The organism is Glaciimonas sp. OK215 (genome assembly GCF_057787885.1).
In genome coordinates, this window is record NZ_CM173544.1 from 3,584,284 (window position 1) to 3,596,074 (window position 11,791).

An 11,791-nucleotide genomic window follows, 5' to 3' on the forward strand; every position below is an offset into this window, starting at 1 on the left:
CAATTGCGCCATCCCTAGCGATCACGAATCATACCATTATGAAAAGACTAGCCTTAGCACGGCGTGCTCCCAAAAACATCCTTGCGCAGTCCATCGGCATCCGCTTAACGCCAGAGGAACAGGCCTCCATAGAGCAATGCGCCTCCGACGAATTCCTGTCCCGCGCCTCCTTCCTTCGCCGCATGATCTTGCGCGGTTTTCAGCAGTACAAGCGCGAACGCGCCCGTAAAACCTCATCAACCAGGACGCCGCCATGACCCCAGATCCGCATTGCGTCAGGCTTCATCGCCAGCACTCTTCGCTCGATGCCTGTCAGCACCAGAAACAGCTTACGCAGTCGTCCGCCCATCAGCACGCAGCATTGATTGCGGGGCAATGATGAAACGCCCGATGCAAATTGAACATGCCTTGCGCAGTGCCCTGACCGGCCCCGGCCGCCAGGACGTGCAAAAAAAGGTGGGCTGGGACGATTCCCAGGTGAGCCGTTTTCTCAACGGTGGCCAGGGTGTCGTCATCGACAAACTCGATTCACTGGTGGCCGCCGTTGGCTTCGTCATGGTCACTGGCAAGTATCTCGACGCGATGTCCACATTGGGCGAGGTCGGCATGCATTGCGAGTGTGCGCGGCAAGGCCAGGGCGAATGCTCGCGCCGGGTGTAACTGTTGTTGGAAGTTGTTTTAAAACCGGCGTCAGGGGCCGATTGAGGTATCAGGTAAAAAGATTGCCGACATGAGAAATATTGGACTGTGCTGTCCCCATTGTTCGACCACACCACGCGCCGTTAAAAGCCGTGTGCTGTCAGCGTTGATGAAAGAGATCACCTACATGTGCCAGAACCCGGAATGCGGTTACGCCTTTGTCGCCAGGCTGGAAATAGCGCGGACCTTGTCGGTCTCGTCGATCGCCAGGCCCGAGGTCAAGGTGCCGCTTTCGCAGCACATCAACTGGACGGCGATTCATCAGCTGTCCCTGAATCTGACTATCGCCTGAGGTGCGCCGATGACATTCCCACGCATCCTGGCCCCGCCGTAAGCACGGCCTAAGTAGTCCTCTCCCATGTTGTCTTTGGTCATGCCTGTTTTCAGGCGTGCAGGTTTCGCACATCCTCAAATAAGGAGTTCCCATGCAGCCCTATGTCGCTAAACAGATGGTTCACCCGTTCCCTCGCATCGCCTATCAGCGCAAGACCCGGATGCAGCAGCTGCGGCGACTGGCCGCTCGCAAAAAGGTGTGCAAGATCATTGGATCAGGTCTGCTATGTGGATTTGTGATGTTCGCGCCGTCGCTGCTGGTCGCGCTTGGCTGGGTAAAGGGGTGATGCAATGTCCTCGCAGATCGATTTTTCCGCTCCGCCCGCACTACTCGCTCGCCAGATCATGGCCGATGGTTTTTTGAATCAGCTTCGTGAGTACCGTATTTGCGAACAAATGTATCTTTGTCGTGCCCTTTACGCGCTGAGGCCTGTTCTTGCTGAACGTTTGGATTATCTCGGCGGCATGGCGGGAGAGTGGTGATGAAACAAGCCGCCGACAAATTCACCCTGGACGCAATCACCAAGCCCGGCCCCGGTCGATTACGGAAGCCGCATGCCAAGTCGACCGCGCAACGCATGCGCGAGTACCGGCAACGTAAGAAATTCAATTTCTTAAATTCCGTAACGCGTTACGAAAAACAGCCATGAGCGCGCCCATCGTCAGCCAGGCGGACCTGCAGCGTGTGCATGCGGCGTTGCACCTCACCGTGCCACTCGATCAGGCATCGCCGTTGTTGCTGACCACCCTGGCGGCGGTGGCACGTGCATGGAAGAAGAAGCCGCCACGGCAAGCCACTGATTTAAAACGCCGTGCAGCCGGCGACAACGATTGATTTTTTACCCAAGGAGAAAACACCATGCATCATCATGAAGCATCCATTCTTGTTTTTGGAAATACCGAATTCGACATCGTCGATTTACACAATATTCCGTGGCTAAGGGGCTTGCAGGTTGCAAGTGCCTTGGGGTATCAAAACCCGACTGCGGACATCACCAATCTCTACACCCGCAACGCTGACGAATTCACCGAAGAGATGACGCAGATCATCGAACTCGACACCGCCGGCGGTCGTCAGCCCGTCCGCATTTTTAGCCCACGCGGCTGCTACCTGATCGGCATGCTGGCCCGCACAGAAAAAGCCAAGGCTTTTCGTCAATGGGTGCTGGATGTATTGGAAGGTCGCCAGTTGCCACGCGCATCCGGTCGCATGACCGTGCCACAGCAACTATCCGCCTTGCGCTATCGCGGCTTCCTGATCAAGGAGCTGGCCAACACCAGCAAGCAAGGTGTCGCGGTTGAACTGTACGCCAACTTTCGTCACGTATCGCGCATGTTAGCGATGCCTGTTTCTGATCTGGATGCCCTGGCGCCCGGATTGCGGCAGACAGCGCTGCCGGCGATTGCGTAAATGCTCCCTGCCGGATGCGCAAGCACACGCCATTGCCCTGAAACGCCGCGCCTCCGGTGACATTGACTGACCACTATGAATCCATCGTTACACGCCGACATCCTTTCCCGCCTGGCCGAATTCAATTTCAAGCAAGAACAAAAGGGCTATCTGCGCGGCGGCACCTGCCCGCAATGCCAGAAAAAAGAGCTGTACATCAACGCCGACCATCCGTGGGTATTGCGTTGCGGCCGCCTGAACAACTGCGGCTGGGGAGGCCACGTCAAGGAACTGTATCCGGATCTGTTTGACGACTGGAGCAAACGCTATCAGACGCCCGAGGCGACCAGTCCGCATGCTGCCGCCGACGCCTACATGCAACATGGGCGCGGTTTCGAACTGGCACGCGTGCAGGGCTTGTACAAGCAGGAAAGCTACTACGACCAGGATCTGCATATCGGCAGCGCCACCGTGCGCTTTGCGGTCGCTGATGGTTATTGGGAACGCCTGATCGACAAGCCGCAGCGCTTCGGCAAGAAGAAGGCGCGCTTTAGCTATGGGTCGCATTACCACGGCAGGTTCTGGTCTCACGCTGGGCACAGCCTGCAGTCGGTGAACGAACTCTGGATCGTCGAAGGCATCTTCGATGCTATCGCCCTGGAGCATCACGGCATCGCGGCGGTGTCGATCATGAGTTGCAACAACTACCCGCAGCAGTCACTGCAGGATCTGCGCGATGCGCGTGGCAATCAGGACTGCCGCCTGGTCTGGGCGCTCGATGGCGACGCCGCCGGCCGCAGCTTCACGACTAAGCATGTAGAAACTGCGCGGAAGGTTGGCTGGGACTGTACCGCCGCGCAGATCCCGCAAAGTGGCCGCGCCAAGCTGGACTGGAACGATCTGCATCAGCGCGACAAGCTGAGCGATCACGATATCGAGAATTACCGCTATCACGGCGCGTTATTAATTGCCGGCAGCGCCACCGAAAAGGCGCTGCTGATCTACGGCAAGGACAACAAGCTGGAATTCGACTTCGAGTTCCGCAATCGTCTGTTCTGGTTCGAGCTGAACCTGTCCGAGTACAACAAGGAAATGGACCAGCTCGAGCGTGATGACGATGCCAATGCGTTGTCGGAAGCCGGCAAGCGAGAAAAGGCCCTCTACGCCTCGCACAGCATTCGCCCGATCGCTAATTGCAATCCGACCGCGTTGTATTACCAGAAGAATGAAATTACCGACGAAGCCTGGTATTACTTCCGCGTCGATTTCCCGCATGACGGCGCATCGATCAAGAACACGTTTACCAGCGCGCAGATCTCCAGTTCGGCGGAATTCAAGAAACGCCTGTTGGGGATCGCCCCTGGTGCAATGTTCAGCGGCAGCAGCGCGATGCTGGACCGCATCATGGAGCGCGACCTGTTCCACATCAAACGGGTCGAGACCATTGATTACATCGGCTACAGCAAGGAATACGGCTGTTATGTGCTGGATGATGTCGCGGTAAAAGACGGCACCCTGCATGAGGTCAATGGCGAGGATTTTTACGATCTGGGGCGCATTTCCGTCAAATCGCTGAACCGCTCGGTGACGCTGAAGATCAACCGCGATCCGGACGGCTACACGACCGAGTGGGTCAACCTGCTGTGGCAAGCTTTTGGCGCAAAAGGCATGGTCGCCCTGACCTTCTGGTTTGGTGCGCTGTTCGCCGAACAGATCCGGGCCACGCAAAGCTCCTATCCGTTCCTGGAGGTGGTCGGCAAGGCTGGCGCCGGCAAGTCGACGTTGATCGAGTTTCTGTGGAAGCTGTTCGGCCGCAATGGCTATGAGGGCTTCGATCCAAGCAAATCCAGCCTGGCCGCCCGCGCCCGTAACTTCTCCCAGGTGTCCGGCTTGCCGGTGGTGCTGATCGAGTCCGACCGCGAGCGCATGGACGGCGAGAAAAGCCATGTCAAATCATTCGATTGGGATGAGCTGAAAACCGCCTACAACGGGCGTTCGACTCGGGCGCGGGGCATGAACACCGGCGGCAATGAAACCTACGAGCCGCCGTTCCGGGGCGCGATTGTAATTTCGCAGAACAATCCGGTCAACGCGTCCGAGGCAATTCTGTCGCGCATCGTCCATCTGTATTTCGACCTGACCACCCAGACGCCGGCATCAGGCGAAGCCGCCGACGCCTTGAAGTTCATGCCAGGCGAGAACGTCTCCGGCTTCATCCTGGCCGCAACCAAACGCGAAAAGAAAATCATGGAAACCGTTGCCGAGCGCACGGCGGTCTATCTTAAAGAGCTACGCCTGCGCCCAGAGATCAAGATGCCGCGCCTGGTCGAAACCCACGCGCAGATGCTGGCCCTGACCGATGCCCTCGCCCTGGTGATCAAACTGACACCCGAACAGCAAACAACGATGCGCGAGCAAATCATCACCATGGCCGGCGAACGCCAACAGGTCATCAATGACGATCACTGCCTGGTGCAGGAGTTCTGGGAGGCGTTCGACTATCTCGACAGCAACGACTTGCACCGCCTCAACCATTCCCGCGACCCGCAACTGATCGCCGTCAACCTGAATCACTTCGTGCAGGTCGCCGCCGAGCGCCGCCAGCAGATCCCGCCCATCGGCGACCTCAAAAAAGTGCTGCGCACCAGCCGCCGCCGCAAGTTCATCGACGTGCGCGTGGTCAACAGCCAGATCCGTGCCCGCGACAACGCCATGGGCAGCACCGCCATCAAGTGCTGGGTATTCCAGAACGACAAACCGACTATTTAACCGAAGGAGAAATCAATCATGTACCTGATGAAATTACAGATGAGGAAATGATGACGCCATTTCTAACTGACGAAGAAATTTTGCTTATGGTGCGGCCTCTTGTTCAGTCGGCGGCGATCATGCGCTGGTTCCGCAAAAATGGCTTCACGGACATCAAGCTTCGTCCGAATGGGCTGCCGCTTATTTCCCGGTCATATTTCGATGCGGTCACAACATCGACTGTTGCAAACCAGGCCAGCGAGAAGCGCGCCGAAGCGCCCGTGCAGCCAAACGTTGAAGCGTTCCGCGAGAAGTATGGCAAGAACACTAAAATTCGACCTAACCGCTGAAGGGTGTAAATTATGGCCACTATGGGCCGCAGAAGAAAAGACAATACGCTCGGGCTTGATCCGAAGAAGCACGCCAGGCTGACGTTCAAGCATGGCGCGTTTTACTACATACACAAGGACGAGCGAGGCTGGGAACGTCTTGGCACAGATGTCAGGGAGGCGAAAGCCAAGGCCGAGCACTATAACGATGCAGGTGGCAGATTCGGCACGATGGCATATTGGCTTGACGAGTTCGTTCTGTACTGTCAAAAGCGAGTCGGCTTGTCGAAGGCGCAGCGCGGTCTAGCAAAGCGCACCTACGAGGATTACCAGAAAAATATCGAACCACTGAAACTGTTCTTTGGTCACATGCTGCCTTCGCAGGTAGAACCTCATCACGTTGGGTCGTACCTTGACCTTGGTGCGGAACAAGGCAGGCCGGTACGGGCGAATCGGGAGAAGTCATGCTTGTCGGCCGCATTTAGCTGGATGCTGCGGCAATCAGATGCCGGTATCAAACTGAACCCATGCATAGGGATCAAGAGGAATCCAGAGTCGAAGCGAGAAAGATACGTGGAGGACGCCGAATTTCAAGCCGTGTATACACGCGCCACGCAGCCAGTGCGTGTGCTGATGGACTTGATCTATCGCACACTACAACGCCCTGAAGACATTATCACCTGGACGCCGAAGAACCTCATTACGAAAATTGAAAATGGGATTGCTAAGCGGGTTATCCGTACCAGGCAAGGTAAAACGGGCGCGGATCTTGACATCGAAATCACCTCAGAAATCGATGCAATTCTGAAAGAAATTTGGGGGCCGTTGGGTGTCCCGTTCGTTGGAATGCCGCTAATACACACTAGAAAAGGCAAGCCTTACGTCTACAGCGGACTGACATCAATGCTGCAACGGTATCGAGCAAAGGCAAAATTAGCTGCGTCATTCGGTTTCTATGACCTCAAGGGTAAGGGTGCTACCGATATGTGGCTTTCGGGAGTGCCCCTGGAGAAAATCCAGGTGCTTTGCGGCCATGAATCTGTGACCACGACAGAGATTTATGTGAAGTGCCGGTGGCGTGGAACAGTCATGCCAAATCAGGTGCAAATGGCGTCTAATTAGAGAGCAGATGCAACGTATTCATGCGGGTTTCAGGCGCATCGAATTTTGCGAGATATTAGACAATTCTCTTGCCGGTATTCAATACCAGCGCGGCATTGCGGACAGAACAGAGACGGGGCTCTTAATCCGTAGGTCGTGTGTTCGAGTCACACACGCCCCACCAACAGATTTAGGTAAGAAAATCAAGCACTTGCGAATCATCGCGGTGCTTTTTTTTCGTCCATAGATCGGGGTGCCTCGCGGCAAAAACTGGCCTTTGCCGGAAATCTGCCGGAATAGGAAAATTCAGACCAAGCGTTTAATCAACAATTGGAGAATCTGGAATGGCCTATATCAAACAACGTGGTGCCTACTGGCGAGCAGAAGTCCGCCGCAAGGGGCGCAAGCCCGTATATCGCACGTTCGACACCCAGAAATTAGCGCAGCAATGGGCGCGTCGGATTGAGTCTGAAATGGACTCAGGACTATACATCGACAAAACCGAAGCCGAGCGGACCACGCTGAAAGATGCCCTGGAGCGCTATCGACGCGAAATTGTCCCGACAAAAGGATACCCCTACCAGGAAAATCGTCGTATTGATCGGTGGCTTCAAAACGATCTCGCGTACCGCACGCTGGCCAATCTCCGAGGAGCCGACTTCGCTAGCTATCGAGATGCCAGGCGCGGCGACGGTCGCGCTGAAAACACGATCCGCCTTGAACTTCAACTACTCAATCACCTATACGAAATTGCTCGCAAAGAATGGGGCATGGAAGGCCTAGCCAACCCACTGAACAATATACGTAAACCAGGTGGTAGCCGCGCCCGTGATCGGCGCTTGCAATTGGGTGAGTACGAGCTGATCCATACCAACCTGAAGGCCAGCAGCAATACTTATGCCGCTCCCGCTTTCGAACTTGCTATAGAAACAAGTCTGCGACAAGGTGCGCTCTTTTCGCTTCGTTGGGAGTGGATAGATTTTTCGGCTCGCATGATCCGCGTCCCAGCAGATGCACGAGGTGCAGAAAACAAGAGCGTGCCTCCCATCCTACCAATGTCCAGCCGGGCAGTAGCCACATTGCAGACGATTCGTCCGAAAGATGAGCATGGAAACGCTGTCCCACACCCGTCTGGGTTGGTTTTAAATACCACGACAAACGCCGTTGTCTGCGTATGGAAGCGAACAATGGCGAAACTTGGCATCACGAATCTCCGATGGCACGATCTGCGACATGAGGCAACGTCACGTCTTTTTGAGAAGGGCCTCCATCCGATGGAAGTAGCCACTATCACTGGCCATAAGAGCATGCAAATGCTCAAGCGTTACACACATTTGAAGCCAGAAAGCTTACTGGATAGACTGGGGTAATAAAAATACCGCTGAAAACCTTTATCATGGTGATGCTATTCCATTGATATTGACTGCCTGCTCCTAGTTGGCACACTGTGGTTCATGGTGATAAACGACATACCCTACATGTGGAGTTGTTTTCAAAAAATACAACCGTTTTTGAGGAGACCATGACGACCGTTCTGGAATTGATCGCCGCGCTACGACAGTTAACGCAGGATGCAATTGTGTTGATGCATGTTGTCGAGTCGGGCACATTAAAAAACGTGCTGGGCGTCGGCAGCGCCGGCGGCCGAGTCTATACGATATGAGCGAAACGCCGTGGGTGCGTCCATCGTCGGCGCTGAATGAAAACCGAGACAGGATTGTCGCCCCACTCGCGCGCTTCGGTCTGACAAATTTCGGGCAGCCGTGCTATCAGAGGCGATGCCACTATGACAGCTCCGATGCTTGGTGATGGATCTGGAGCTCTATAGGGGTCGCAAAGGCAGACTGAATTTTGAAAGGCGGGCCCATGAATACAAGCTATGACAAAGATGTTGTTGCATGGGCGCAGGAGCAGGCTCAATTATTGCGATCAGGCCAGTTCGCTGATTTGGACATCGAGCATATTGCAGATGAGATTGAGAGCGTAGGTAAAAGCGAACAGCGTGAATTGGCGAGTCGGATGACAGTTCTACTCGCCCATTTGCTCAAGTGGGAGCACCAGCCGGATCGGCGTTGTTCGAGCTGGGAGCGTGCCATCAAAGTGCAACGGGATAGTATCGAGCGCCGTATTCGCAGGGCACCCAGTTTGAAAGCGTCGCTGTCCGATGCGGATTGGTGGGCAGATGCTTGGGGCGACGCCGTTGAGGCGGCATCGAAGGAAGGTATGGCCTACACGGATTTCCCGGAGGTTTGTCCGTGGAATCAAGAGCAAGTCATGGTGGTAGGGCCACGCTCATGAATATGGCGACAACACCTAACATGTGAAGGGTCGCTTGGCGACGCCGGTTGCGCCTGCCGCCCGCCCGTGAGGGTGTATTTAGTTTTGTGTAAACGGTCATTTGGCAGGACACTGCCACCATAGAGGAAAAAATGACCTACGTAAAACGCAGCAAACGGGCCAAGCCCGATCCTGAACTGGTCAAGCTGGCGGACAGCCTGCTTGCCAACTACAAAAAACCTGAAGACCTGATTGGCGAAAATGGCTTGCTCAAGCAATTGACCAAGATGTTGGTCGAGCGTGCGCTGGAGGTCGAGATGACGGACCATCTCGGTCACGGCAAAAGCGACGCGGTGATCAACGACACGGCCAACACTCGCAACGGCCACAGCAGTAAGACGCTCAAAGGCGATTTCGGCGCACTCCCGCTCGATATTCCCCGCGATCGTCAAGGCGCGTTTGAACCGCAAATCGTCAGCAAGCATCAGACCCGCTGGACCGGCTTCGACGACAAGATCATCTCCCTGTATGCCCGTGGCCTGACGGTCAGGGAGATCCAGAGCCACCTTGAAGAGATTTATGGTGCCGAAGTATCGCCAAGCCTAATATCGTCCGTCACAGACGCTGTGAGCGAGGATGTGAAGGTCTGGCAGGCCCGGCCGCTCGATGCCTTGTATCCGATTCTGTATCTCGACTGCATCCACGTCAAAGTGCGCGACACAGGGGCTGTCCGAAACAAGGCCGTCTACCTGGCCATCGGCGTGAACATGGAGGGCCACAAGGAAGTGCTGGGCCTGTGGATCGCTCAGACCGAGGGTGCCAAATTCTGGTTGCAAGTGGTGACCGAGTTGAAGAACCGTGGCGTGCAAGACATCTTCATTGCCTGCGTCGATGGGTTGAAAGGCTTCCCTGACGCCATCGAGGCGGTCTATCCGAAAGCAGCTGTTCAGCTATGCATCGTTCACATGGTGCGTAACAGCCTGAACTTCGTTCCCTGGAAAGTGCAGAAGGAAGTGGCTACCGATCTGAAGCGAATCTACAGTGCGGCGACCGTCGATGAAGCCGAACTCATGCTCACCGAATTTGAGTCAAAGTGGGACAAGGACTACCAGTCGATCAGCCTGTCCTGGCGGCGAAATTGGGCTCGGATCACGCCGTTCTTCGACTACCCGCCGGAAATCCGCAAGGTCATTTACACCACCAACGCCATTGAATCCATTAATATGAGCCTGCGGAAAGTCATCAAAACCCGCAGTTCATTCCCAACTGATGAGGCTGTCAGCAAGCTGTTTTATCTGGCACTCAACAACATCAGCAAGAAGTGGACGATGCCCTTGCGGGACTGGAAAGGAGCACTCAACCGCTTCACAATTCAGTTTGAAGAACGGATGACGCCGAATTAAACGAAATTCCGTTTACACAAAATCCCGCACACCCTCGCTCGCTGGCCAGCAACTCCCCATCGCTGCTCACATCCTCGGACAGTCATAGCCTTCCATGTTGGCCGATATGTTGAGATCGGCGTCAATGGCGAGTGCTGGAGCGGCGACCACCACGATCTGCTTTGCCGGCTTCGGCCACGCAACAGTTTTGGCTGTATTGCAAGCATTGGCTACTGTCCGTTCATGTTCTCACATGAGTTTAAAATCCATCATCGCCGCTCGCGCAGTGTTCTGCTTATTCCTCGTTTGGGTCCGGCTGAGCCGCTAATTTTCCAGGACGTGTCAGTGCGCGAAATCGCTGGACTGTCTCGAAATCATCTTCGTTGTATGGAACACCGCGCGGGTCTTTGCCAGAGGCTGCAATGCGTGCAAGACGACGCTCCAGGTACTCGATGATCAGGTCAGCCCGATCTGCCTTATTACCAAACAACCATGGACGGATTGCGCGTAAGAAAACAATGGCTTCGGTAGGCTTGGCAATTTTGATGGCCAACATAGGATCGACAGATTTGTATTCGCCACCACCGGGCCTGAGCATGGGCTTTTGCACCCGCTCCTCAAGCCACGGTTCGATGCCGATCTGACGAATGATTTCTACGCACTTTTTGATGAGACGCGCATCCGTGTTGTAGATGCGAATTTCCGTGCAGATTTTCGGGATGCGGTTGCCCGCTTCATGTTCGCTACGTGCTTGGGCACTCATAAGCAATGTACCCTCGCCCTCCAGAAATCCTGCAAGCCATGCGAGTTCATGGTCGCTGGCGTTGCGCTTTGTGGTTGCATGCCGATTATCCATTTTTTACATCCTCCCGATTCTCGCTAAGTAGCACGGTTGGCGTTAGGAACTTCCAGCAATTCGCAGAATTTAACGGCAGCTATTGAGATTAGCTGTTCGACGGCCTCCAATTGGCAAGGTGGCGCAGCTCTACGATCAGGATGCTTCCTTGAACAGTGCGCGCAATCATGTGGATGTTCTTGCCGATGGGTACTACGCCGATGACTAAGGCACAATCAATTAGCATCGTTACCAAAATGCACCATTTTCAAGTCCATCTACAAGCATAGCGAGCAGTTGCATAAGAATATTCTACGTTTATCGTAAGTAAAAATAAAGGGCAATCTACGATTATCGAAGGATGTCCAGCAAGTCCCTGCCGAAGTCCACCGTATTGAGTCGCCGCCTGCGTCAAGCCAGGCAACGCCTTGACTTGTCCCAAGACCGGCTCGGTATCCTTGCAGGACTGGAGGAGTCAACAAGCAGCACGCGGATGAGTCGTTACGAAAGCGGCATTCATGAGCCGCCGCTTCAATTCGTCGAGGCCGTCGCAAAGGTGCTGGGTATTTCAGCCGCTTATTTTTACTGTAGCGACAACCGGCTTGCCGAAATCATCCGCATCTATTCCGACCTGTCCGAAGCAAAACGCAAAGCGCTGCATTCGGCAGCGACCACGCTGATTGAATAATGCAACACC

General features: G+C 54.9%; 17 protein-coding genes. 15 read left to right on the forward strand and 2 right to left on the reverse strand.

Annotation, left to right across the window (positions count from 1 at the left end; all coding sequences use genetic code 11):
* Nucleotides 1–199: 199 nt before the first annotated feature.
* On the reverse strand, nucleotides 200–376 hold the full coding sequence (locus AC3CHX_RS16480; protein ID WP_488629121.1) for a hypothetical protein: 177 nt from the start codon (nucleotides 374–376) through the stop codon (nucleotides 200–202).
* A 2-nt stretch (nucleotides 377–378) separates the two neighbouring features.
* On the opposite strand from AC3CHX_RS16480, the gene AC3CHX_RS16485 reads away from it, so the two are divergent.
* From AC3CHX_RS16485 to AC3CHX_RS16550, 14 genes are all read left to right on the forward strand, one after another.
* Nucleotides 379–660, forward strand: a complete 282-nt coding sequence (locus AC3CHX_RS16485; protein ID WP_488644843.1) for a DNA-binding protein — start codon at nucleotides 379–381, stop codon at nucleotides 658–660.
* Nucleotides 661–730: 70 nt separating this feature from the next.
* Nucleotides 731–991 carry an Ogr/Delta-like zinc finger protein gene (locus AC3CHX_RS16490; protein ID WP_488629122.1) on the forward strand — a complete coding sequence of 87 codons (261 nt, stop codon included), beginning with the start codon at nucleotides 731–733 and terminating at the stop codon, nucleotides 989–991.
* A gap of 133 nt (nucleotides 992–1,124) precedes the next feature.
* Nucleotides 1,125–1,319 carry a hypothetical protein gene (locus tag AC3CHX_RS16495; protein ID WP_488629123.1) on the forward strand — a complete coding sequence of 65 codons (195 nt, stop codon included), beginning with the start codon at nucleotides 1,125–1,127 and terminating at the stop codon, nucleotides 1,317–1,319.
* A gap of 4 nt (nucleotides 1,320–1,323) precedes the next feature.
* Complete coding sequence (locus AC3CHX_RS16500) at nucleotides 1,324–1,515, forward strand: hypothetical protein (RefSeq protein WP_488629124.1); 192 nt, start codon at nucleotides 1,324–1,326, stop codon at nucleotides 1,513–1,515.
* On the forward strand, nucleotides 1,515–1,682 hold the full coding sequence (locus AC3CHX_RS16505) for a hypothetical protein (protein ID WP_488629125.1): 168 nt from the start codon (nucleotides 1,515–1,517) through the stop codon (nucleotides 1,680–1,682). Before AC3CHX_RS16500 ends, AC3CHX_RS16505 begins: the two co-directional genes overlap by 1 nt.
* Complete coding sequence (locus AC3CHX_RS16510; RefSeq protein ID WP_488629126.1) at nucleotides 1,679–1,867, forward strand: hypothetical protein; 189 nt, start codon at nucleotides 1,679–1,681, stop codon at nucleotides 1,865–1,867. Before AC3CHX_RS16505 ends, AC3CHX_RS16510 begins: the two co-directional genes overlap by 4 nt.
* A 24-nt stretch (nucleotides 1,868–1,891) precedes the next feature.
* Nucleotides 1,892–2,443 (forward strand): BRO-N domain-containing protein, encoded by a 552-nt coding sequence (locus AC3CHX_RS16515; protein WP_488629127.1) that lies wholly within the window; start codon nucleotides 1,892–1,894, stop codon nucleotides 2,441–2,443.
* 75 nt (nucleotides 2,444–2,518) lie between these two features.
* Nucleotides 2,519–5,191 carry a toprim domain-containing protein gene (locus tag AC3CHX_RS16520; RefSeq protein ID WP_488629128.1) on the forward strand — a complete coding sequence of 891 codons (2,673 nt, stop codon included), beginning with the start codon at nucleotides 2,519–2,521 and terminating at the stop codon, nucleotides 5,189–5,191.
* Nucleotides 5,155–5,520 carry a hypothetical protein gene (locus AC3CHX_RS16525; protein WP_488629129.1) on the forward strand — a complete coding sequence of 122 codons (366 nt, stop codon included), beginning with the start codon at nucleotides 5,155–5,157 and terminating at the stop codon, nucleotides 5,518–5,520. The genes AC3CHX_RS16520 and AC3CHX_RS16525 overlap by 37 nt, the downstream gene beginning before the upstream one ends.
* A gap of 12 nt (nucleotides 5,521–5,532) precedes the next feature.
* Nucleotides 5,533–6,621 carry a site-specific integrase gene (locus AC3CHX_RS16530; RefSeq protein ID WP_488629130.1) on the forward strand — a complete coding sequence of 363 codons (1,089 nt, stop codon included), beginning with the start codon at nucleotides 5,533–5,535 and terminating at the stop codon, nucleotides 6,619–6,621.
* Between the two features lie 323 nt (nucleotides 6,622–6,944).
* Entirely contained in the window at nucleotides 6,945–7,970 is a 1,026-nt protein-coding gene (locus tag AC3CHX_RS16535; RefSeq protein WP_488629131.1) for a tyrosine-type recombinase/integrase, read from the forward strand.
* A gap of 152 nt (nucleotides 7,971–8,122) precedes the next feature.
* Nucleotides 8,123–8,263: a hypothetical protein gene (locus AC3CHX_RS16540; protein WP_488629132.1), complete on the forward strand. Its 141-nt coding sequence runs from the start codon at nucleotides 8,123–8,125 to the stop codon at nucleotides 8,261–8,263.
* A gap of 203 nt (nucleotides 8,264–8,466) precedes the next feature.
* Nucleotides 8,467–8,898, forward strand: a complete 432-nt coding sequence (locus AC3CHX_RS16545) for a DUF29 domain-containing protein (RefSeq protein ID WP_488629133.1) — start codon at nucleotides 8,467–8,469, stop codon at nucleotides 8,896–8,898.
* 131 nt (nucleotides 8,899–9,029) lie between these two features.
* Nucleotides 9,030–10,280, forward strand: a complete 1,251-nt coding sequence (locus tag AC3CHX_RS16550) for an IS256 family transposase (RefSeq protein ID WP_488629134.1) — start codon at nucleotides 9,030–9,032, stop codon at nucleotides 10,278–10,280.
* 274 nt (nucleotides 10,281–10,554) lie between these two features.
* Here AC3CHX_RS16550 and AC3CHX_RS16555 read toward each other — a convergent pair whose 3' ends face one another.
* Nucleotides 10,555–11,115: a hypothetical protein gene (locus AC3CHX_RS16555; RefSeq protein WP_488629135.1), complete on the reverse strand. Its 561-nt coding sequence runs from the start codon at nucleotides 11,113–11,115 to the stop codon at nucleotides 10,555–10,557.
* 340 nt (nucleotides 11,116–11,455) lie between these two features.
* Here AC3CHX_RS16555 and AC3CHX_RS16560 point away from each other — a divergent pair, with 340 nt between their 5' ends.
* Complete coding sequence (locus AC3CHX_RS16560) at nucleotides 11,456–11,782, forward strand: helix-turn-helix domain-containing protein (protein ID WP_488629136.1); 327 nt, start codon at nucleotides 11,456–11,458, stop codon at nucleotides 11,780–11,782.
* The last annotated feature ends 9 nt before the right edge of the window (nucleotides 11,783–11,791 follow it).